The sequence below is a fragment of the Belnapia arida genome (assembly GCF_016773205.1).
Classification (GTDB): Bacteria; Pseudomonadota; Alphaproteobacteria; order Acetobacterales; family Acetobacteraceae; genus Belnapia; species Belnapia arida.
Genome location: NZ_JAETWB010000001.1, coordinates 387,780 through 408,514, shown reverse-complemented (window position 1 = coordinate 408,514; position 20,735 = coordinate 387,780). Strand labels below are relative to the sequence as shown.

The 20,735-nt window shown below is 69.4% G+C and carries 20 protein-coding genes; 11 read left to right on the top strand and 9 right to left on the bottom strand.

Annotated features, from left to right (window positions below; genetic code table 11):
* Nucleotides 1-4: 4 nt before the first annotated feature.
* Both JMJ56_RS02130 and JMJ56_RS02125 read right to left on the bottom strand, forming a co-directional pair.
* Nucleotides 5-943 carry an alpha-E domain-containing protein gene (locus tag JMJ56_RS02130; RefSeq protein ID WP_202829952.1) on the bottom strand — a complete coding sequence of 313 codons (939 nt, stop codon included), beginning with the start codon at nt 941-943 and terminating at the stop codon, nt 5-7.
* Entirely contained in the window at nt 943-2,439 is a 1,497-nt protein-coding gene (locus tag JMJ56_RS02125) for a circularly permuted type 2 ATP-grasp protein (protein WP_456318775.1), read from the bottom strand. Before JMJ56_RS02125 ends, JMJ56_RS02130 begins: the two co-directional genes overlap by 1 nt.
* Before the next feature lie 201 nt (nt 2,440-2,640).
* On the opposite strand from JMJ56_RS02125, the gene JMJ56_RS02120 reads away from it, so the two are divergent.
* Nucleotides 2,641-4,251, top strand: coding sequence for a thiamine pyrophosphate-binding protein (locus JMJ56_RS02120; RefSeq protein ID WP_202829951.1), 1,611 nt, complete (start codon nt 2,641-2,643; stop codon nt 4,249-4,251).
* 210 nt (nt 4,252-4,461) lie between these two features.
* Nucleotides 4,462-6,189 carry a carbohydrate-binding domain-containing protein gene (locus JMJ56_RS02115; protein ID WP_202829950.1) on the top strand — a complete coding sequence of 576 codons (1,728 nt, stop codon included), beginning with the start codon at nt 4,462-4,464 and terminating at the stop codon, nt 6,187-6,189.
* Nucleotides 6,190-6,234: 45 nt separating this feature from the next.
* Here JMJ56_RS02115 and JMJ56_RS02110 read toward each other — a convergent pair whose 3' ends face one another.
* Nucleotides 6,235-7,659: an amidase gene (locus tag JMJ56_RS02110; RefSeq protein ID WP_202829949.1), complete on the bottom strand. Its 1,425-nt coding sequence runs from the start codon at nt 7,657-7,659 to the stop codon at nt 6,235-6,237.
* Complete coding sequence (locus JMJ56_RS02105; protein ID WP_202829948.1) at nt 7,656-7,856, bottom strand: hypothetical protein; 201 nt, start codon at nt 7,854-7,856, stop codon at nt 7,656-7,658. Before JMJ56_RS02105 ends, JMJ56_RS02110 begins: the two co-directional genes overlap by 4 nt.
* A gap of 136 nt (nt 7,857-7,992) precedes the next feature.
* On the opposite strand from JMJ56_RS02105, the gene JMJ56_RS02100 reads away from it, so the two are divergent.
* Nucleotides 7,993-8,607: a hypothetical protein gene (locus tag JMJ56_RS02100; protein ID WP_202829947.1), complete on the top strand. Its 615-nt coding sequence runs from the start codon at nt 7,993-7,995 to the stop codon at nt 8,605-8,607.
* A 64-nt stretch (nt 8,608-8,671) separates the two neighbouring features.
* Nucleotides 8,672-8,878: a PsiF family protein gene (locus tag JMJ56_RS02095; protein ID WP_202829946.1), complete on the top strand. Its 207-nt coding sequence runs from the start codon at nt 8,672-8,674 to the stop codon at nt 8,876-8,878.
* Here JMJ56_RS02095 and JMJ56_RS02090 read toward each other — a convergent pair whose 3' ends face one another.
* The 3 genes from JMJ56_RS02090 to JMJ56_RS02080 form a co-directional block, all read right to left on the bottom strand.
* Nucleotides 8,879-10,798 carry an AsmA family protein gene (locus tag JMJ56_RS02090; protein ID WP_202830840.1) on the bottom strand — a complete coding sequence of 640 codons (1,920 nt, stop codon included), beginning with the start codon at nt 10,796-10,798 and terminating at the stop codon, nt 8,879-8,881.
* 334 nt (nt 10,799-11,132) lie between these two features.
* Nucleotides 11,133-11,831 (bottom strand): GntR family transcriptional regulator, encoded by a 699-nt coding sequence (locus tag JMJ56_RS02085; RefSeq protein WP_202829945.1) that lies wholly within the window; start codon nt 11,829-11,831, stop codon nt 11,133-11,135.
* Between the two features lie 122 nt (nt 11,832-11,953).
* On the bottom strand, nt 11,954-12,937 hold the full coding sequence (locus JMJ56_RS02080) for a Bug family tripartite tricarboxylate transporter substrate binding protein (protein ID WP_202829944.1): 984 nt from the start codon (nt 12,935-12,937) through the stop codon (nt 11,954-11,956).
* A 53-nt stretch (nt 12,938-12,990) separates the two neighbouring features.
* On the opposite strand from JMJ56_RS02080, the gene JMJ56_RS02075 reads away from it, so the two are divergent.
* Together JMJ56_RS02075 and JMJ56_RS02070 are read left to right on the top strand one after the other, a co-directional pair.
* Nucleotides 12,991-13,740, top strand: coding sequence for an aspartate/glutamate racemase family protein (locus tag JMJ56_RS02075; protein WP_202829943.1), 750 nt, complete (start codon nt 12,991-12,993; stop codon nt 13,738-13,740).
* A 145-nt stretch (nt 13,741-13,885) separates the two neighbouring features.
* On the top strand, nt 13,886-14,701 hold the full coding sequence (locus JMJ56_RS02070) for an alpha/beta hydrolase (RefSeq protein WP_202829942.1): 816 nt from the start codon (nt 13,886-13,888) through the stop codon (nt 14,699-14,701).
* 1 nt (nt 14,702) lies between these two features.
* Here the strand turns inward: JMJ56_RS02070 and JMJ56_RS02065 are convergent, their stop codons facing one another.
* Nucleotides 14,703-15,647 (bottom strand): YsnF/AvaK domain-containing protein, encoded by a 945-nt coding sequence (locus JMJ56_RS02065; protein ID WP_202829941.1) that lies wholly within the window; start codon nt 15,645-15,647, stop codon nt 14,703-14,705.
* Nucleotides 15,644-16,087, bottom strand: coding sequence for a YsnF/AvaK domain-containing protein (locus JMJ56_RS02060; RefSeq protein WP_202829940.1), 444 nt, complete (start codon nt 16,085-16,087; stop codon nt 15,644-15,646). Before JMJ56_RS02060 ends, JMJ56_RS02065 begins: the two co-directional genes overlap by 4 nt.
* A gap of 194 nt (nt 16,088-16,281) precedes the next feature.
* On the opposite strand from JMJ56_RS02060, the gene JMJ56_RS02055 reads away from it, so the two are divergent.
* Genes JMJ56_RS02055 through JMJ56_RS02035 form a run of 5 tightly spaced genes read left to right on the top strand, consistent with a single transcriptional unit; the run spans nt 16,282 to nt 20,731 of the window.
* A complete protein-coding gene (locus tag JMJ56_RS02055; protein WP_202829939.1) occupies nt 16,282-17,454 on the top strand; it encodes an ABC transporter substrate-binding protein in 1,173 nt (390 codons plus the stop codon).
* Complete coding sequence (locus JMJ56_RS02050) at nt 17,451-18,371, top strand: branched-chain amino acid ABC transporter permease (protein WP_202829938.1); 921 nt, start codon at nt 17,451-17,453, stop codon at nt 18,369-18,371. Before JMJ56_RS02055 ends, JMJ56_RS02050 begins: the two co-directional genes overlap by 4 nt.
* A complete protein-coding gene (locus JMJ56_RS02045) occupies nt 18,371-19,279 on the top strand; it encodes a branched-chain amino acid ABC transporter permease (protein ID WP_202829937.1) in 909 nt (302 codons plus the stop codon). Before JMJ56_RS02050 ends, JMJ56_RS02045 begins: the two co-directional genes overlap by 1 nt.
* Entirely contained in the window at nt 19,272-20,027 is a 756-nt protein-coding gene (locus JMJ56_RS02040) for an ABC transporter ATP-binding protein (protein WP_202829936.1), read from the top strand. The genes JMJ56_RS02045 and JMJ56_RS02040 overlap by 8 nt, the downstream gene beginning before the upstream one ends.
* Nucleotides 20,024-20,731 carry an ABC transporter ATP-binding protein gene (locus tag JMJ56_RS02035; RefSeq protein ID WP_202829935.1) on the top strand — a complete coding sequence of 236 codons (708 nt, stop codon included), beginning with the start codon at nt 20,024-20,026 and terminating at the stop codon, nt 20,729-20,731. The genes JMJ56_RS02040 and JMJ56_RS02035 overlap by 4 nt, the downstream gene beginning before the upstream one ends.
* Nucleotides 20,732-20,735: the final 4 nt, after the last annotated feature.

The window sequence follows — 20,735 nt, the reverse complement described above, 5'->3', positions numbered from 1 at the left end:
CCGCTCAATGCCGGATGTAGAAGGCGTCGATCTCGCCGCCGAGTGCGGCGACACGTTCGATCATGATGGTGAGGAAGGCGTGCAGCCCTTCCTCCATGATGGCGTCGATCCGTCCGTAGCGCAGCTGCGCCTGCAGGGTGCCGGCGAGGCGGTGGCACTCGCCGCGCCGCCCACCCTGGCCGAGCGCGATTGCGTCCAGCGTCTCCGCCACCTCGGCCAGGCAGGCCATCAGGCTGCGCGGCAACTCCGGCCGCAGGATCATCAGCTCAGCGATGCGACGTGGGTTCAGCCGGTCGCGGTAGATCCACTGGTAGGAGCGGAGCGCGGAGACGGAGCGCAGCACCGCCTGCCACTGCACGTAATCGACTGCGCCCTCCGCCTCAGCCGTCAGCAGGTGGTGCTTCACGTCGAGCAGCCGCGCGGTGTTGTCGGCGCGCTCCAGCATGGTGCCAAGATGGACGAAGCGCCAGGCTTCGTTCCGCAGCATCGTGTCATGCGCCGCTCCGTTGAACAGCGTGACGCGCTCGCGCACCCAGCCGAGGAAGTCGGCCAACTTCTCTCCCTCCATCGCTTCGGGCGGCAGGGCGCGGAGATGGTTCCAGGTGTCGTTCAGCGCTTCCCACATATCGACGGTGAGCGCCGTCCGCACCGCCCGCGCATTGCGCCGCGCCGCCTCAATGCAGGGCAGGATGCCGGAGGCATTGTCCGGGTCGAAGATCAGCCAGTGAACGACGGAATCCGCCGTTGGCGCCTCATATTTGCGGTAGAAGCTGGCATCCTCGCCCGAGGCGGTCAGCAGCGAGCGCCACTCATCGACCTCGGCGCCGAGCCGGGCGGAGACGGCGGCCATGCGCGAGGCGACGCCGAGGCCCCGGGCAACGTTGCCGGCCCGTTCGGTGTAGCGCGCCAGCCAGAACAGGTTGTCGGCGGTGCGGCTGAGCATCAGCCCGCGGCCGACTGGGATTGCGATTGCGATGACTGCGATTGCGACCGGAAGCCGGCCTCGCCGGGGCCCTCGTCCTCGAGGATCCAGGTATCCTTCGTTCCGCCGCCCTGCGAGGAGTTGACGACGAGCGAGCCCTCGCGGATGGCGACGCGCGTCAGCCCGCCCGGGACGATGCGAATCTCCCGGCCCGAGAGCACGAAGGGCCGCAGGTCGACATGGCGCGGCGCGATCCCCTGCTCCACCACGGTCGGGCAGGTGGAGAGCGCAAGCGTCGGCTGCGCGATGTAGTCGCCGGGCCGGGCCAGGATGCGGGCGCGGAATTCCTCGCGCACGTCGCGTGTCGCATGCGGGCCGATCATCATGCCGTAGCCGCCCGAGCCCTTGGCGAGCTTCACCACCAGCTTGTCGAGATTGGCGAGGACGTAGCGCCGGTCCTCGTCGCGGTCACAGAGATAGGTCGGGACATTGGCGAGCAGCGGTTCCTCGCCGAGGTAGAAGCGCACCATCTCCGGCACATAGGGGTAGACAGCCTTGTCGTCGGCGATCCCCGCCCCCGGCGCATTGGCCAGCGCGACGTTGCCGGCGCGGTAGGCCGCCATCAGCCCCGGCACCCCGACCAGGCTGTCCGGGCGGAAGGCCTTGGGGTCCAGGAATTCGTCGTCGATCCGGCGGTAAATGACGTCGACGCGCCGTGGCCCCGCCGTGGTACGCATGTAGACGACATCGTCATCGACGCAGAGATCGGCACCCTCCACCACTTCGATGCCCATCTCGTCGGCGAGGAAGCAGTGTTCGTAATAGGCGCTGTTGTAGGGGCCGGGCGTCAGCAACACGACGCAGGGCTCGGCCCCGGCGCGGGCCGGGGCGACGGCCTTCAGCGTCTCCAGCAGCTCCTCCGGGTAGCGGCCAACCGGTGCCACGCGGTGCTGGGCGCAGAGATTGGGAAAGAGGCGCAGCATCGCCTCGCGGTTCTCCAGCATGTAGGAGACGCCGGAGGGCGTGCGGCAATTGTCCTCGAGCACGTAGAACTCGTCCGGCCCGGTGCGCACCATGTCGATGCCGGCGACATGGGTAAAGACCCCGCCGGGCGGCGCGATGCCCACCATCTCCGCGCGGTAGCCCTCGTTCTCCAGCACCAGGGCGGCCGGGATGCGGCCTGCCCTCAGGATCTCCTGCTTGCCATAGACATCGGCGAGGAAGGCGTTCAGCGCCCGCACCCGCTGGCTGAGGCCGAGCGCCATGCGCTCCCATTCCGACCGAGCGATGATGCGGGGGATGATGTCGAACGGGATCAGCCGTTCCGGGTCGCCGCCCTCGCCATAGACGGCGAAGGTGATGCCGATGCGGCGGAACAACAGCTCCGCCTCCCGCCGCTTGGCGTCCAGCCGCTCCCGCGGTGTGGCGCGAAGCCAGCGATCGATCTCGGCATAGGCGGCACGGATGCCGTCCTCTGCCCGCATTTCGTCGAAAGCGGCGATTCTAGCCTGCGACACGGACGATGCGGCCCCCATTCTGCGTTCCCGTTCCACAAAAGCAGCACGGACCGTGGCTCCGCCGCAAGCGCCCCGCCGCGATGTTTTGCCCGCCCCGCCACCGTTCTGCCCAACCCATGGCCAGCCCCACCCGGATCACGGCGATTTTGGCGCCAGCGGAGGGCAGCCCTAGGATCGCCTCGTTCCGGAAGGGTGGAAGCGATGACAGGTGCGGAGGCGGTGGCCGCGGCTTTGGCGGCGGCAGGGGTGGAGCGCATCCATGGCGTGCCCGGCGGCGGATCGAGCCTTGCGCTGATCGAGGCGGCGGAGGCGCGCGGCATCCGCTTCGTGCTGGCGCGGCAGGAGACGGCCGCCGTCATCATGGCGGCGACCGAGGCGGAGCTGACCGGCCTGCCCGGGGTCGCCCTGGTGACGCGCGGCCCCGGCGTCTCCAACGCCGCCAACGGCATGGCCCAGGCAAGTCTCGACCGCGCCCCGGTGCTGCTGCTGGCCGATGGCTTCACCGGCGCCGAGCGCGCCTTCGCCGACCACCAGTTCTTCGACCAAGCCGCGCTGCTGGCGCCGGTGACCAAGGGAGCGGCGCGTGCGGTGGAACCGGGCGCCGCCGCCGGGGTGATGGCCGCGAGCCTCCTCGCCCTTGCCATGCAGGCACCGCGCGGCCCGGTGCTGCTGGAGCTCTCCGCGGCTGCGGCCCGCGCCCCCGCCCTGCCCCCGCCGATCGCCGGTGCCGCGCCGCCTGGCTTCGCCCCGGGCGCGGCCCTCGCCGAAGCGAACCGAATCCTCTCTGCCGCCCGCCGCCCGGTGCTGGTCGCGGGGCTGGAGGCCACGGAGCCCGCCGCCTGCGCCGCGCTCCGCGACCTGATCGCCCGGCTCGGCTGCCCTGCCCTGGTGACCTACAAAGCCAAGGGCGTGGTGCCCGATGCCGATCCGCTCTTCGCCGGCGTCTTCACCGGCGGCGCCGCCGAGGCGCCGGTCCTGTCCGAGGCGGACTGCATCCTGCTTGCCGGCGCCGATCCGGTGGAGTTCATCCCGCAGGCTTGGCGCTACGCCGCGCCCGTCATCGAGCTGGCGACGGCGCCGCGACCGCTGGCCTACCGCGCGCCGGAGGTGGCGCTGCACGGCCCCCTCGCCCCGGCCCTTGTCGCGTTGGAGGCGCCGCGCAGCGCCTGGGCGCCGGAGGCCATCGCCGGGCACCGCCGCCGCTGGCGCGAGTCGCTCGGCAACGGCCCGAGCGGCAATCGGGGCCTCTCGCCCCAGGCGGTGGTGGAACTCGCCCAGCTCGCCTGCCGCGAGGCCGGGGCCGAGCCGCGCATCGCCGTCGACGCAGGGGCCCATATGTTTCCCTGCACCAGCTTCTGGGAGGCCAGGCGCCCCGGCGACCTGCTGATCTCGAACGGCCTCGCCACCATGGGCTTTGCGCTCCCGGCCGGCATCGCCGCGGCGATGCAGGATCCGGCGCGCGGCGCCATCGCCTTCACCGGGGACGGCGGGCTGCTGATGGCGCTCGGCGAGCTGGCCACAGCGGCGGTGCTCGGCACCCGCCTCACCATCATCGTCTTCAACGACGCGACGCTCTCGCTGATCGACATCAAGAAAGACGGTCGCAGCATCCCGGAGGCGGCACTGGGCTGGCCGGAGGCCGATTTCGCCGCAGCCTTCACGGCGCTGGGCGGCACCGGCCTACGGGCCTGCAACGAGTTGGAATACCGTGCGGCCCTCGCCGTCGCACTTGCAGCATCCGGCACGGTGCTGCTCGACGTACGAGTCGATCCGGCAAGCTATCCAAGCCAGATCAAAGCCTTGCGCGGCTGACGAGGAGGATCTGGACCTCGAGGGTGAGAGGTTTCTTGGCAAACTCTCAACCACAGAGCGATTTAATGTGCAAAATTCCGTGAATACGATATACCAACACTCACGGCGCCGTGAGGATTTGGCGTCCGGAACATTCCCGGAGGCCAGAGGGCCTCTTCCACAGGGCCCTCCGTGGGCCGCCCCATTTTGCGGGGCAGAACGGACGGAACGATGACGACCGACGTGAACATCCTCATCCGCGGCCAGAGCAACGCGCTCCTGTTCGTCGCCAATGGCGGGGCGCGGGATCTCGAGAAGCAACTCGAGGCCAACCTGCCGGGTGTCAACGTCAACCTCATCCAGCATTATGGCGACAAGAATTCGACGATCTATTCCGGCACCGCCTTCCTCAAATGGGACACCGACGGCCAGCAGCAGGGCCTGCTGAACTACGTGAAGGCCGAGCCGGCCGACATCAAGGACAACCCGACCGTCACGCTATGGATGCACAACGAGTATGATGGCAACACCGGCGGCGTGACGACGGCGACCTGGGTTTCCGAAGTGAAGACCGACGCCGCGATGGTGCGGTCCGCGCTCGGCCAGGACGCATCGACCACGCCCTATGTCTTCACCTATGTCCCCTACGCCTACGCCCAGGGGAACAGCCCGGCCAACATCCAGGCCGGCATGCGCCAGCTCTCGGCCGACCCCTCCTTCAACGCCAGTTTCGACAGCACGGCGATGAACGGCCTCCGCATGGACGGCGACGGCTATGCCCATAGCAGCCACATGGGCCAGCAGGACGCCATGCTCGTCGCCGACCGGCTGGCCGACTCCATGAAGGGCATCGTCTCCGATCTCGCCAAGGGCTCGGGCTCGACACCCACTCCGAAGCCGCCCGTGCCGACGCCGCCGAAGCCCGCCCCGGACGATGGCATCGTCAAGACCATCGGCTCCGGATCCGACAGCCTCGTGCTCAAGATCAGCCAGGACTCCTGGAACGGCAGCGCGCAATACACGATCAGCGTCGACGGCAAGCAGATCGGCGGCACGCAGACCGCCCGCGCCTCGCATGCCGCCGGCCAGGACGATATCATCACCGTGAAGGGTGACTGGGCGACTGGCGCGCACAAGGTGACGGTCAACTTCCTCAACGATGCCTGGGGCGGCTCTGCCGCGACCGACCGCAACCTCCATGTCGACGGCATCACCTACAACGGCAAGGCGCTCGCCAAGGGCACCGCCGACCTGCTGAGGAATGGCCCGGTCGACTTCGCCTTCACCGACGGCGCCGCCGCTCCGGCCCCGAGCCCCGGCCCGGGAGCCGGCACGGGCACCGCCGTGGTGAAGACCATCGGCGCCGGCGCCGACAGCCTGGTGCTGAAGGTCAGCCAGGATGCCTGGCAGGGCAATGCGCAGTACAGCGTATTCGTCGACGGCAAGCAGATCGGCGGCACGCTGACGGCAGGCGCACTGCATGGCTCGGGCAATGAGGACAAGCTCACCGTCAAAGGCGACTGGAGCACCGGCGATCACAAGCTGACCGTCCGCTTCCTGAACGACGCCGCGGGCCCTGGCGGCGACCGCAACCTCTATGTCGAGGATGCCAGCTTCAACGACGCGACCCTCGGTAAGCACTACTCCGTCTTCAACATTAACGGCCCGGACGACTTCCGCTTCACCAAGACGGCGGACGGGCTCGGCGCCACCTTCAGCGGCACGACGGGCAAGGATGTCTTCACCGTGCAGCATGGCGACGGCGACATGGTGATCGCCAACTTCACCGCCGGCACCGACAAGCTGAAGTTCGAGGGCTTCGACAAGGCCACGATGCACATGGTCGCGGCGAGCGAGGGCGGCGTCTCCGGCACGCTCGTCATTTTCGACGCGACGGCGGAGAACGTCTTCCTGCCGTACGTCACGAACCTGGCCGTGGCCGACACGCTCTTCGTCTGAGCCGGCCACGACCGGCCCCGCCCCGCGAGGGGCGGAGCCATGGGTCTAGAGGGCTGGCGCCTTGCGGTGCCAGCCCGTTTCCTGCTGGAAGGCGTCCGCCGCGCGCAGCACCGTCGCCTCGGCGAAGGGCCGCCCCGCCAGTTGAAGTCCAATCGGCAGGCCCCGGTCATCGAAGCCGCAAGGCACGCTGATCGCCGGCAGGCCGAGATAGTTGAAGGGCCGCGTATTGGCGGACACCGCCATGAAGCGCGACCAGTTGGCCGGGTCGGCGTCGATATCCGTCTCGGCCAGCGTCGGCACCCGCGTCCGCAGCGTCGGCGTCGCCACCAGGTCATGCCCGGTCAGCGCCTCGGTGACGAATTGCCGCAGCAAGGATCCGCGCCGCGACAGCGCCTCGACATAGAGATGCGCGGGAAAGGCATAGCCGCCATAAAGCCGCGCACTGAGATGGATGGCGTAGTCGCCGGGGTGCTCGCGCATCCAATTGGCATGGATCGCCGCCCCTTCGACGCGGCTGACCAGTGCCGTATAGGCATTGATCGCGCGCAGCGACGGCACGGCGATGCGGGTGACGACCGCGCCCCGCGCCCGCAGCGCATCGAGCGCCGCCTCGAAGGCCGCGACCACCGGCGCATCGGCCCCCTCAAGGAACCAGGTCTCGCAGACCGCGATGCGCATGCCGCGGATGTCGCCGGTCAGCGCTGCCTCGTAATCCGGCACCGCCTCGCGCGCACTGGTGGGGTCGCGTGGGTCCTGTCCCGCCGTCACGGCGAGGAAGCGCGCCGCATCGCGCGCCGTCCGCACCAGAGGGCCGACATTGTCGCAGGAGAAGGAGAGCGGCATCACTCCTGCCCGCGAGACGCGCGTCTGCGTCGGCTTCAGCCCCGTCACGCCGCAGAGCGTCGCCGGCAGGCGGATCGACCCGCCGGTATCGGAGCCGAGCGCCGCGTAGAAGAAGCGCGCCGCCACGCCCGCGCCGGAGCCCGAGGAGGAGCCGCCCGTGCAGTAGGCCGGACTCCAGGGGTTGTGACAGTCGCCGAAATGCCGGTTATGGCCGGTCGGGTTCTGCGCGAACTCGGCCATGTTCAGCGTGCCCATGTCGACGGCGCCTGCGGCATCCAGCCGCTCCAGCACCGTCGCCGTCGCCGCCGGCCGAAAGTCGCGGCGAATGCGGGAGCCGCAGCTGCTCACCTTTCCGGCACGGTAGTACATGTCCTTATGCATCATCGGCACGCCCGCAAGCTTGCCAAGTCGCCGCCCCGCCCGCCGCGCCGCATCCGCCGCGGCGGCGGCCTCCAGTGCCGCCCCGCTGTCGAGGCGGATGACGCTGTTCACCACGCCGTCCTGCGCTGCGATTCGGGCGAGGCAGGCCTCCGCCAGCGCAGTGGCCGTCACCTCGCCCGCAGCGAAGGCATCCGCCGCCTCGGTCATGGAGAGGAAGGCGAGGTCGGCGGCGACGGGGGCGTTCATCGGCTGGGCTCCTTGCAATCGCGCAGCGCAGCATCGAAGCCGCTCGGCTCCTCCTCGAATCCCATCGTGCCGCGCAGCGCCTCAAGCTCCGCGATCAGCGCCGCATTGTCGGCGAGGCCGATCCGCGCCGCCTTATTGGGCAGGACGATGCCGCCCCATCGGGTGATCGCCTCTATGGTTACCTGATCGGGTTCCATCGCAATCCTCTATCCTTGGCCCTGGCGACGTTAGCAAGCCGCGTGCCCGCCTTCGGCTCGCGAAGTTTCGCGAGACGGTGAGGGCTGGAGTTCCATCCGCTCCGATTACAATCAGCCCCGGATCGAGGAGGACTGCATGGCCGAGACGCTGACCGTCTATCTCGTCAACAAGGCCGGCGATCTCGAAGGCCTTTTCGACGAGACGAAGCGTCGTGCCTGCGCCGCTGCCCTTCAGGGTTATTTCTCCACCATCGTCAACGGCGTCGCGGCCTTCGGCAGCGTCAGCGTCACCTGGGAGGGCAAGGCCGGCCAGCCGAAGCTGCGCGACTTCGTCTGCTACCTGCTGACCACGGCGAAGGAGAGTATCGTCGCCTCGAAGGCAACCGGGGACCTGGCGCTCGGCCCCGCCGGCTCCACCCTGTTCAGCACGGCGGAACAGGCGGTGATCTGCGAGGTCTACATGCGCCAGATCGTCCAGGGCGGCGTCCAGCGCGGCAATGCAACGCCGGATGCGGAATGGGTGGTTGCCAATTGCATCCTGCATGAGCTTGGCCATGCGCTGCTCGATGCCAAGCCGCCCATCGTCACAGAGGTCCACAAGCTGAAGGGAGGCACCATCCTTCGCGACACCGACGGCAAGCCGCTTACCGAGCGGGACCGCCCCTCCGATGCCGACTACCGTGCTTTCCAGACCGGCTTCGGCCGCCCCGGCGCAGGTGCGAAGCCTTATACCGGCGCCATGCCCGCCTGATTTTTCGGTTGAACTTGGCCACCAGCCATGGCACCCCATCACCATTCGTTGCGAAGACGATGCGATGCGATGGCTGGCCCTGACCCTTGTCCTCACCCTGGCACCCAGCCTCGCCGAGGCCGCCGCCCAACAACGCGAGCCGAGCCCCGCCCAGCGCGCCCAACAGGCGAAGATGCGGAGCTGCTCCACCCAGGCCTCCGGCCAGCAGCTGCGCGGTCAGCCGCGGCGCGACTTCATGAAGACCTGCCTTTCCGGCCGCGCCGCGTCCTGATCAGCCGGCGCGGCGCGTCAGCCGCTCGCACTGGTTGTTCTCGCCGACGCCGAGCTGGATGGTCGGCAGCAGCGCGAGCGGCGGGAAGATCAGTCCGAGGCCGACCGCCGCAGCGCCACGCGCTGCCAGCTCGCCCAGCTCGGGCATGATCGAAGGATTCTTGAAGGTGCCGCCGATGCCGATCGGCGCTGGCAGCGAGCCGATCGTGACGGTCTTGCTGCGCGTGCGCAGCCAGAGATCCAGGATCTCCCGCCCGAGACCGGCCACACCGCCGCCGGTCACCACATGACTGTCGGTATCCAGCATCAGCGTCCGCGTCTCAAGCCGACCGCGCTGCAGGCCGAAATCCGCGATCAGGCATTCGATCTCGGTCCGCGCCGGGATGCCCAGCGCCGAGAGTAGCGCGTTGCCGAACTGCAGGCCGGAGAGATCGACCAACAGCGAGGAGAGGTTGCCGCCGACCGTCACCAAGGTCAGCTCGCCATTGGCATTGCCAAGCAATTCCGAGACGGAGCGTCCGATACCGTCGATCCTGCCGACGCCGCCGAGCGTCCCTGCCCCCCCTGCCCCCGCCGCCTGCAACAGGCGGGAGATGTCGACCCGGCGCAGGTCGAGTTCGCCCTTAGCCCGCACCGCACCATTCTCCAGCGGCGTCAGGGTGAAGTCGCCGGAGATTCGGCCCCGGCCGACGCCGAACTGCACCGGATGCAGCCGGATATTGCCGTCCTCGATATCCGCGGTGACATTGAGGCTGTCGAAGGGCATCCCCTTGCCCTGTATGGAAGCTGCCCGGTAGCGCAGGTGGATATCCGCCGCCCGCAACCGGGGAATGCTGATAGGTTGCGTCGGCAACAGGCGCGGGTTGGCCTCGGAGCGAACCAGGGCCTGGCGCTGCTGCGCCGTCTGTCCCGGTGTGCCGATCCGCCCCGGCGTCGTGCCGACAAAGCCGCCGAGATCGGCGAGGTCCACTCGGCGCGAGTAGACATCCGCATCCAGCACTGGCCGCTCGCCGCCCGGGGTGATGCTGAAGCGGCCATTGAGGTCGCTGCTGCCGAGCCGGCCCTCCACATCGGAGAAGCGGAAGGCGCGGTCGCCATAGTCGAGCTTGCCGGTGACGCGGAAGGGCGTGGTCGCCGGGATGGCAATCCCGGTGAGCGGCGCCAGCAGCGCCATGTCCGGCCCGCTGATGTCGAGCCGAATATCCGCGCCGGCGAGCGCCAGCGGGTCCTGCACCGTGCCGCGCAGCCCAACCTTGGTTGGCCCGTTTGCAAGGTCGAGGCCGATCGGCCAGGGCCGCTCTTGGTCCCGCAGGTTGAGGATGGCACCTCCGCGCAACTCGGCGGTGATCGGTTGCGCCGCATAGGTGCCCTGCGCCCGGGCAACGAGCCGCGGCTCCCCATCCGGCACATCCTCGGTGGAGGCTGTGACGCGGAAATCCGATTTCAGCTTGGCAATGGCGACATGCGCCCCGCCCTCCACCAGCCGCAGCGCGCCTACGCGCGGTCCCAGACCGCCCGACGTGGATGCACCGCCGCCGAGATCGAAGCTGTAGTTGTTGCTGCCATCCGGCTTGCCGAGCACCTCGAATTGCGGCCGCTCCAGCGTCACCGATGGGATGACGATGGCGCTGCTCTCAATATAGGCGCCAACATCGAGGTCGAGGCTGGCGCGCTGCACCTCCGCGAAGGGCGGCGCGTCTTCGAATCCCGGCGGATTGCCGATCCGCAGCCCCTCGGCGCTGATCGTGGTGATCCGGCCGAGCGAGACATGCAAATGCTCGATCGTCACCTTCCGGCCGAGCTTGGCGCTCGCCTGCGCCTCCACGACCGGGATCAGCCAATCCCAGCGGAACAGCGCGACGAAAACACCGATCGCCAGCAGCGGCACGCCCAATCCCAATGCCCAACGGCGCCAGCGCATCATTCGACCTCCGCAGGCAGAGCGCGGCACGGAGGCGGGAGTTCATCGTCCCAGCCGCATGGACGCCGTTGAGGAAGCGGCTGGCCCTTGTGCCTCCAACTCCGGTTGCAGAATTAGCCTCACGATCATTATCCACGTCATGTCGCCGCTGCGGCCGAAAGGCATTCGCAGGCGTCCGTTCTTCGCTGGATGACGGCGACGAGTGTGTCGCACTGCTTCATGACCGGTTGCAGCCAGTCCGGTTTGGCGGTGAGGCCGACGCGGCGCTCCGGCTCGGCGATATGGTCGCGCGACGCGGAGTGTTCGGTGGAGCGGAGCAGCCTTGCCGGGACGGCTAGGATACCGAAATCGCCGCATCCGGCGCGGTGAGCGCGGCCAGCACCATGTCACGGCTGGCACTGACCTGGGCCTGCATTCGCGCCTCGGCCGCCGGCGCGTCGCCGGTGGCGAGAGCCGCGATCAGGGCGCGGTGCTCATGCGCCATCTCGCCGCTGCGGTCGCGCCGGCGGAGGCCGAGGACGAGCATCCGCGTGCTCTCGTCGAGCAGTCGGCCGATCTGGCGGGCGAGGCGAGCATTGCCGGAAAGTCCCGCGACGGCGACGTGGAATGCGCGGTTGGCCTCGAGGAAGCCGAGGGCGGTCTCGGTCGCTTCCGGCCTGTAGCCGGCGGCGCAGAGGGCGTCGAGCTGCGCCAGCGCCGCCGCATCGGCGCGGGCGAGTGGGTTGAGCGCGGCGCGGCGGGCCGCTTCCGGCTCCAGCAGGAGGCGGAGGTCGAAGACCTCGTGGATGTCGCGGATGGTGACGAGGGAGACGACCCAGCCACGGCGGGGCACGGCTTGTACCAGGCCTTCTTCCGCAAGGCGGGCGAGGGCGGCGCGGACCGGCGCCTTGCCGAGGCCGAGGCGGGCGGCGGTGGCGGCCTCCGACAAGATCTCGCCCGGTGCAAGGCGGGCCGCGAGGATATCGCAGCGGATCGCCTCCAGCGCCCTCGCAGTGAGCGGCGCGGGCATGGCGATGGGTGCGAGGAATGACATGCGGCGCGCCCCGAGGCTGGTGGAGGCGTGAGATTATACGGCGATGGATGACGCCGCAAATCATGGCACGATTCTAGATCGCGATATTCGGACCGTGCCACGGGTTGAGGGCCTCAGGTGGCTCAGTCCACGCTGGCACCGGATTGCCGGACAATCTCGCCCCAACGGCCAATGTCCCGCTCATGGATGCGGCGGAAGCCTTCCGGCGTGAGGTCGGCCGGCGGGGTGATGCCCTGGGCCTCGACCAGCCATTGGCGGAATTTCGGCGTCGAGAGAATGCGACCGATCTCGGCATTCATCCGTGCCTGGATAGCCGATGGCAGGCCGGGCGGGGCGAAGAGGCCGTACCAGGTGCTGGTCTCGAATCCCGGCAGGTTGCAGGCCGCCGCGATGGTGGGCACGCCCTGCAGTGCCTGGACGGGGGCGAGGGTGCTGGTGCCGAGGGCGCGTACCTGACCCTGCCGCACGGGGCCGATGGATGGGCCGGTCTGGTTGAAGAACAGGTCCACATCGCCAGCGAGCAGGGCCGACATCGCGCCAGGCTGGCCGCGATAGGGAACATGGATCAGCTCGATCCCGGTCGCCGCGGCGAATTGGGCTGCGGCGAGATGCGTCGAGGCGCCGTTGCCGGTGGAGGAGTAGTTCAGCGTGCCGGGGCGGGCGCGGGCCGCCGCCAACAGGTCGCTGCAGCTGCGGTATTGTGGCCGCTTCTCCGGGTTGACCAGCAGCACGTTGGGGACATCGCCGAGCAGGGTGACATGGGTCACGTCGCGCAGGGCATCGAAGGGCAGGCTGCGATAGAGGCCGGGGTTGATGGCATGCGTCCCCGCCGTGCCGAGGAGGAAGAGGTAGCCGTCGGGTTTCGCCTTGGCCACGGCGTCGGATGCGATGTTGCCGCCGGCGCCGCTGCGGTTGTCCACCACCACCGGCTGGCCGAGGGCGCGGCTCAGCGGCTCCGCCAGCTTGCGGGCGTAGATGTCGGTGCCAGCGCCGTTGGGAAAGCCGCCGAGGATGGTGATGGGGCGGCTCGGCCAGGGCTCCTCCGCGCGGGCGGGGGCGAGGGTGGGCGGCAGGGCCAGCAAGGCGGCGAACATCCAGCGGAGCATCCCGGCTCTCCTTTCGGTTTCGGTGCGTACATGGTGTGGGCTAGGCTCGCTGCATGACCAGTTCTTTCGGCCGCGTCGCACGCGGCGGCAGATCCATCTATGGCGCACCCCTCGGCATCCTGATGTTGGAAGCCCGTTTTCCGCGCATTCCCGGCGATATGGGCAACGGCGAAACCTGGCCCTTCCCGGTGCTGTTCCGCGTGGTGCGGGGGGCGACGCCGGAGCGGGTGGTGCTCCAGGGTGCGCGCGGGCTGCTGCCGGACTTCATCGCCGCGGCGCAGGAGCTGGTGGCGCTGGGGGCGGAGGCAATTACGACCAATTGCGGCTTCCTCTCCCTGTTCCAGCGCGAACTGGCGGAGGCAGTGGGCGTGCCGGTCGCCACCTCCTCGCTGATGCAGGTGCCCTGGGTACAGGCGATGCTGCCGCCGGGGCAGCGGGTCGGCATCGTCACGGTGAGCCGATCCTCGCTGACGGCGGCGCATCTGGCCGCGGCGGGGGTGCCAGCCGACACGCCCATCGCCGGGACCGAGGGCGGGCGGGAATTCTTCCGCGTGCTGATCGCAGCGGAGAAGGACGATCTCGATATCGATCTAGCCGAGCAGGACATCCTCGAGGCCGGCCGGGCGCTGGTCGGGGCGCACCCAGAGGTGGGCGCGATCGTGCTCGAATGCACCAACATGCCGCCCTACGCTGCGGCGCTGCGCGCGGCGGTGGGCAGGCCGGTCTACGACATCTACTCGATGGTGTCGTGGTTCCAGGCGGGGCTCCGGCCACGGCGCTTCAACTCCCTCACTCCGCTTTAGCCGGCGGGCGGCACAGGGCCGATAAGGGATTGATTTACCTAAGACTCAGGTCGCGCAATTGAGATGTTGAGGGTTTGAGGCAACTCCCGGCTCCCGGTCGGGGAACAAGGCACTTGCTATGATTTTAGTCCTATAGCGCCGACGGATGACGGGGGCAAGCGCGATGGATGCGGAGGCGGAATACAACAACCGGGCGCGGGTACCGGAGAGCGGGACCATCATCGCCGGCTGGGCCAGGGATGCGGCGGCCTTCCGCGAGAACTGGGCGGAGAAGGAGCTTGGCATTCCCTATGGGCCAGGGGAGCGGGAGAGGCTCGACCTGTTCCGGCCGGGGCCGGGCGGGGACTGGCCGGTCGCGCTTTTCATCCACGGCGGGTATTGGCAAGCGCTGGACCGCAGCTTCGCCAGCCATTGCGCGCGGGGGCTGCTGGCGCACGGGGTGGCGGTAGCAGTGCCGTCCTACGACCTGTGCCCGAGCGTGGCGCTCGCAACCATCGTCGAGCAGATGCGGACGGCGGCGGGGCTGCTGCACCGGCGCGGAGCCAGGCGGGTGCTCGGCATGGGGCATTCGGCCGGCGGGCATCTGACGGCGATGCTGATGGCGACGGACTGGGCGGCGCGAGGGCTGCCGCCGGGGCTGGTGTCCCGGGGGGTCGCGATCTCGGGCGTGTTCGAACTCTGGCCGTTGCTCGGGACCAGCGTGGGCGCCGGGCTGCGGCTCGACGCCGCGGGGGCGCGGGCCTTGTCCCCTGCCTTGCTGGCGCCGCCGGAGGGGGCCGTGCTGCATGCCGTGGTGGGTGGGGCGGAGAGCAGGGAGTTCCGGCGTCAGACGCGGGACTTCGCGGCGCATTGGGCCGGCACCGCCGAAGAGCTGGCGGGGCTCGACCACTTCACCGTGCTCGAGCCGCTCGCCGATCCGGGCAGCGCGCTGGTCGAGCGCGCTGCCCAACTCGCCAGTTAGGTCAGCGAGTGGGGTTCCGAGGCGTGCCAGTGGTCGTGTCGGTGGTCGTACCAGTGGTCGTGCCCGTTCCGCGGGCGCCGACCTGGCGGTCGTCCTCGATCTCCACCTCGGTGCGGCGGACGGTGTCCTGCACCGTGCGGGTCTCGTCATCGGCCGTCTTGCGGATGACGACTTCCTCCTTCACCCGGGCCTCCTTGGCGATGACCGCTTCCTCGGCCGTCTCGGTGGCCTCGATGGTCCGCTCGCGGAAGGCGTCGGCGCCGACTTCCACCGGGCGGTCGACAGGGCGGCGGTCGACCTGCACATGCTCCTGGTGCAGCGTCACCTGCTCCTGCACCGGCGTCTCGACGACATAGGAGCGGATGCGGACACGGCCATGCGTGGTCTCGCGCTTGCCGACGCGGAGGCGCTCCTCAACGATGGGGATGCTCTCCTCGCGACCGGCGGCGAGGCCGGTGGCGCCGGTGGATGCGCCCGTCGCCATACCCCCGGTCATGCCGGTGGTGGTGATGGTGGCGGCGGTCGGGGTGCCGGCATTGGCGGCGAGGTCAGCGCGGCCCATGGTCGCCTGCTGCGGCGTCGCCGGGGCGGTCGCGGTCGTCATGCTGCCGCTCTCGGCGATGTTGTCCTCGCTCCAGCCGGCGCCGCGCCACTCCGCCTCACGGCTGTCGAGGTCGATGGCGCCGGAGGATTCGATCACGTCGGCGGCGGCGGCGAAGCGGTCCTCGGGGACAGTGGCGGAGAGGACGACGCTGCCACGGCGCATCGCTTCCTCGAGCACGCTGCGGTCGGGGCCGGCGATGCCGAGCTGGTCGAATTCGCTGGTCTGGTTGGCATTGGTAAAGACGGCGGCGCGGACGCCACCGACCTTGGTGGCGAGATCACGAGAGGCGGCGTCGGCTTCGGCGGCGGAATCGAAGACGGCGGTGATGGTGCGATTGCTCATGCGTTTGGCTTCCCTGTTTCTTCAGTGGCCCGAGGCGGTAGCCTCTCGATCTCGGCGTGCTGGCGCCGCAACGTGACCGGCGTTTCGAACGCCTCGCTGGCACTGGTGCGGTGGAGGCGTATTTCCTCGCGCAGCACCAGGCGCTTCTCGACAACCAGCACTTCCTCGAAGACGGGGATGACAAGCACCCTGCCTTCGTCCTCCTCGCGCGGTCCGGGCGGCGCCTCGCCCTCAGCCAGTTGGCGGCCGATGGGAATGCGCTCGACCTCGACCGCCTCGGACCGAAGATCGGCATGGAGCTGGGTCTCCTCCGTCTCGGTGCGGAGCCGAACGCGTAAGCGCCCGGTCTCCACCTCGCGGCGGTGGATGCTCAGCTTTTCCTCCAAGATAGGAACCGCTTCAGTATCGTCGGAAGGCGGTATTTCGTTCTTCTCTGACACGTATTGCGGTTCCCACGGCATTTGCCTGCCTCGACTGCGGACACAACAGGACAGCGCCCGATTCGTTCATTGCAGAGCTGGCGGAGACCGGTCATTGCGGCAAGGCTTCTGCAAAGCGTCACCCTTCGGAATGCTGCTTGAGTGGCGAAGCGATATGGTTGAGGCTTAAAGCAATCAGGCCGGGGAGAGCGGGGATGACGGGGATCGGCAGGCGGGGCGTGCTGGGGGCGGCGCTGGCGTTGCCGGCGCTGCGGGCGCGGGCCCAGGGTGCTGGCGTGAAGATCGGGCTCGTCGCGGTGCAGACGGGGCCGCAGGCGGCGCTCGGGACACAGCTGCGCGACGGCTTCCTCCAGGGGCTGAAGCATCTCGACGGCAAGCTGGGCGGGCTGCCGGCCGAGGTGCTGGTCATCGATGACGAGCTGCGGCCGGAGGTGGCCGTGACCAAGGTGCGGGCGGCGATCGAGCGCGACAAGGTCGATTTCGTCGTCGGCGTGGTGTTCTCGAACATCCTCGCCGCCATCGTCCGGCCAGTGACGGAATCGGGCACCTTCCTGATCTCGACCAATGCGGGGCCTTCGACCCTGGCGGGGCGCGGGTGCAACGCGAATTTCTTCACCACCTCCTACAACAACGACCAGGTCCACAGCGTGATGGGCCAGGCGGCGCAGGACACCGGGTACAAGCGCGTCTTCGTCATGACGCCGAACTACCAGGCGGGGCGGGATGCGGCGGCGGGGTTCAAGTCGCGCTTCAAGGGCGAGGTGGTGGACGAGGTCTATGTGCCGCTGACGCAGCTCGACTTCTCGGCGGAGCTGGCGAAGATCGCGGCGGCGAAGCCGGATGCGGTCTTCACCTTCATGCCGGGTGGGCTCGGGGTGAACCTCGTCCGGCAGTACCGGCAGGCGGGGCTGGCCAATATCCCGTTCCTCTCGACCTTCACCGTGGACGAGGCGACGCTGCCGGCGCAGGGCGAGGCGGCACTCGGCTTCTACTCGGCGGCGTCCTGGGCGCCGAACATGGACAATCCGGCGAACACGAAGTTCGTGAAGGATTTCGAGGCATCCTACGGCTACGTGCCGGCGACCTATGCGGCGCAGGCCTATGACGGGGCGATGCTGCTCGACAGCGCGGTGCGCAAGGTGGGCGGCAGGCTCGGCGACAAGGACGCGCTACGGGCGGCGATCCGGGCGGCGCAGTTCACCTCCGTGCGCGGGCCCTTCGAGTTCGGCACCAACCATTATCCGGTGCAGGATTTCTGGCTCTGTCAGGTGGCGAAGCGGGCGGACGGCAAGTTCCAGACCGAGACGGTGCGGAAGGTGCTGTCGCACGACACGGACCCCTACGCCGCCGAGTGCCGCATGCGATGAGCCTTGGGCTGCTACTGGTCCAGGGACTGAACGGGCTGCAATTCGGGGTGCTGCTCTTCCTCGTGGCGGCGGGGCTGACGCTGGTCTTCGGGGTGATGGATTTCATCAACCTGGCGCATGGCGTGCAGTACATGCTGGGCGCCTATCTGGGCGCGAGCCTGGCGGCCTGGACAGGGAGCTTCTGGCTGGGGCTGGTGCTGGCGCTGCCGGCCGCGCTGGTGTGCGGGCTGGTGCTGGAGTGGTTGGTGTTCCGGCATCTCTACGAGCGGGACCATCTGAGCCAGGTGCTGGCGACCTTCGGCGTCATCCTGTTCCTCAACCAGGCGGTGCGGGCGATCTGGGGGTCGGCGCCGTTGCAGATGCCCGTCCCCGCCCTGCTCGAAGGGGGCGTGATGCTGATGCCGGGGTTGCAGTATCCGGTCTATCGGATCGCCATCCTCGTGGCGGGGCTTGCGGTGGCCGGGCTGCTCTGGGTGCTGGTGGAGCGGACTCGGATCGGGGCGCTGGTGCGGGCGGGGGCGACGCATGCGCCGATGGTTGCGGCGCTCGGCGTCGATATCCGCGGGCTGTTCATGCTGGTCTTCGGCTTCGGGGCGATGCTGGCGGGCTTCGCCGGGGTGATGGCGGCGCCGGTGCTCTCGGTCGATCCGGGGATGGGCGACACGGTGCTGATCCTCGCCTTCGTCGTCATCACCATCGGCGGGATCGGCAGCGTGCGCGGAGCCTTCATCGCGGCGTTGCTGGTGGGGGTGATCGAGACGCTGGGGCGGTCGCTGCTGCCGGACCTGCTGCGGCTGGTGATGGCGGCCTCGCCGGCGCGGCAGGCGGGGGCGGCGCTCGGCTCCATGCTGGTCTACATCGCTATGGCGCTGATCCTGGCGGTCAGGCCGCGCGGGCTGTTTCCGGTGCGGGGCTGATGCGGGCGGCGCTGGTGGTGCTGGCGGCGCTCGCGGCGGCGCCCTTCCTCGGCTTCGGCGAGGGGTATTCGCTGACCTTGCTGGCGCGGGTCATGATCCTGGCGATGGCGGCCGTCAGCCTGTGGCTGCTGGTGGGCGGCGCGGGGCTGGTCAGCCTCGGGCATGCGGCGATGCTGGGGATCGGGGCCTATGCGGTGGTCGTGCTGGACGATGTGCGCATCACCGATGCCGCGGTCGTGGTGCCGGTGGCGATGGGGGCCGCCGGCCTGTTTGCGTTGGTGACGGGGGCGGTGGCGATCCGCACCAGCGGGGTGCATTTCATCATGATCACCCTGGCCTTCGGGCAGATGGCCTTCTTCACTGCGTCGTCCCTCGCCGCCTATGGCGGGGATGACGGGTACACGCTTTATGGGCGGATGACGGTGCTCGGGCATCGCTGGCTGGAGGACCGGCTGGTCTTCCACTACCTCTGCCTCGGGCTGCTGGCGCTGGCGTTGCTGGGGACGCAGATGGTGCTCGGCTCGCGCTTCGGGCGGGTGCTCAGGGCGGCGCGGGAGAATGAGTTGCGGGTGGAGGCGGTGGGGTTCTCGCCTTACCCGTATCGGCTGGTCGCTTATGCGGTCGCGGGGGCGGTGGCGGGGCTGGCGGGCGTGCTGCTGGCGAATGCGACGGAGTTCGTGGCGCCATCCTATCTCGCCTGGCAGAGGTCGGGGGATCTGCTCTTCATGGTGATCCTGGGGGGGCTCGGCTCCTTGCAGGGGGCGGTGCTGGGGGCGGTCGGCTTCGTGCTGCTGGAGGAGTGGCTGGGGCATCTCACCGAGCATTGGCGGCTGATCTTCGGGCCGTTGCTGGTGCTGTCGGTGCTGTTCCTCAAGGGCGGGCTGGTGGGGGTGCTCCGGCGTGGCTGAGGCGCTGCTGGAGGTGGCCGGGCTGCGCAAGCGCTTCGGCGGGCTGGCGGTGACGGATGACGTCTCCTTCGATGTCGCCGCGGGCGAGATCCATGCGGTGATCGGGCCGAACGGGGCGGGGAAGACGACGCTGATCCATCAGCTCTCGGGGACGCTCCGGCCGGAGGCGGGGAGCATTCGCTTCGGCGGGCGCGAGGTCGTCGGGATGGGGATGGCGAGACGGGCGAGGCTGGGGCTGGCGCGGAGCTTTCAGATCACCTCGGTACTGCCGGGGTTCTCGGCGCTGGAGAATGCGGCGCTGGCGGTGCAGGCTAGGTGCGGGTCGTCCTTTCGGTTCCTGCGGATGGCGGCCGCGGAGCGGGGGCTCAACGATGAGGCGATGGCGGCGCTGGAGCAGGTGGGGCTCGGGGCGCGGGCGGGGGTGATGGCGGGGCGGCTGTCGCATGGGGAGAAGCGGCAGCTCGAACTCGCCATCGCGCTGGCCATGCGGCCGAGGCTTCTGCTGCTCGACGAGCCGCTGGCGGGCGCGGGGCCGGAGGAGACGGAGCGGCTGGTCGGCATCCTGCGCGGGTTGCGGGGGCAGTATGCGATCCTGCTGGTCGAGCATGACATGCAGGCGGTGTTCGCACTGGCGGACCGGATCTCGGTGCTGGTCTATGGACGGGTGATTGCGACCGACGTGCCCGCCGTGATCCGGGCCAATGCGGAGGTCAGGGCGGCGTATCTCGGCGAGGATGAGGCCGCATGAGCCTTGTCGTCGAGGAGTTGCGGGCGGCCTATGGCGAGAGCCAGGTGTTGCAGGACGTCTCGCTCACCATCGGCGCGGGGGAGGTCGTCACCCTGCTCGGGCGGAACGGGATGGGGAAGACGACGACCGTGCGCGCGGTGATGGGGCTGCTGCCCGGGATGGGCGGACGGGTGCTGGGCGGGCGAGCCGAGTGGGACGGGGTGGCACTGGCGGGGCTGGCGCCGCATCGGATCGGGCGGATGGGGCTCGGGCTGGTGCCGGAGGGGCGGCAGGTGTTCCCGCGGCTGACGGTCGAGGAGAACCTCACCGCCACGGCGAGGGCGGGCGGGCGGTGGACGCTGGACGCCGTGTATCGGTTCTTCCCGAGGCTCGCCGAGCGGCGGCGGAATATGGGCTCGCAGCTCTCGGGCGGCGAGCAGCAGATGCTGGCGATCGGGCGGGCGCTGATGACCCATCCGCGGCTGCTGCTGCTCGACGAGGCGACGGAGGGGCTGGCGCCGCTCATCCGCGCCGAGATCTGGGCGGTGCTGGCGGCGCTGAAGGCGGAGGGGCAGGCGATTCTGCTCATCGACAAGAACCTGGCCGCTGTGATGCGGCTGGCGGACCGGCATGTGGTGGTCGAGAAGGGACGCACCGTATGGTCGGGGACGAGCGAGGCGCTGGCGGCGTCGCCGGAGTTGCGCGAAGCGTATCTGCATCTGTGAGGAG